Raw genomic sequence first — 302 nt, 5'->3', positions numbered from 1 at the left:
ACAAAAGGACTTATCAAGAAAACAAAAAGGAAGCAATAATAGATATAAAGCAAGATTGAAGGTAGCAAGGTTGCATCAAAAGATATCAGACCAAAGAGCAGATTTCCTAAATAAGTTATCAACTAAATTAATACACGAAAACCAAGTTATAGTTATTGAGGACTTGAAGGTAAAGAATATGGTGAAAAATCATAAGTTAGCGAAAGCTATAAGCGAAGCAAGTTGGTCGGAGTTCAGAAGAATGTTAGAATATAAAGCTAATTGGTATGGTAGAGAAATAATAGTAGCAGATAAGAATTTCG

At 31.8% G+C, this 302-nt stretch carries 1 protein-coding gene; it reads left to right on the top strand.

Annotated features, from left to right (window positions below; genetic code table 11):
• Window positions 1-302: RNA-guided endonuclease TnpB family protein (locus KGF45_RS19795; RefSeq protein WP_227843086.1), on the top strand; the 302-nt coding region annotated here is incomplete at both ends.

It is taken from the genome of Clostridioides sp. ZZV14-6154 (assembly GCF_020657785.1).
Taxonomy (GTDB): domain Bacteria; phylum Bacillota; class Clostridia; order Peptostreptococcales; family Peptostreptococcaceae; genus Clostridioides.
Note: the sequence above shows the minus strand (reverse complement) of the source record. Positions and strands in the feature narration are given on the sequence as shown.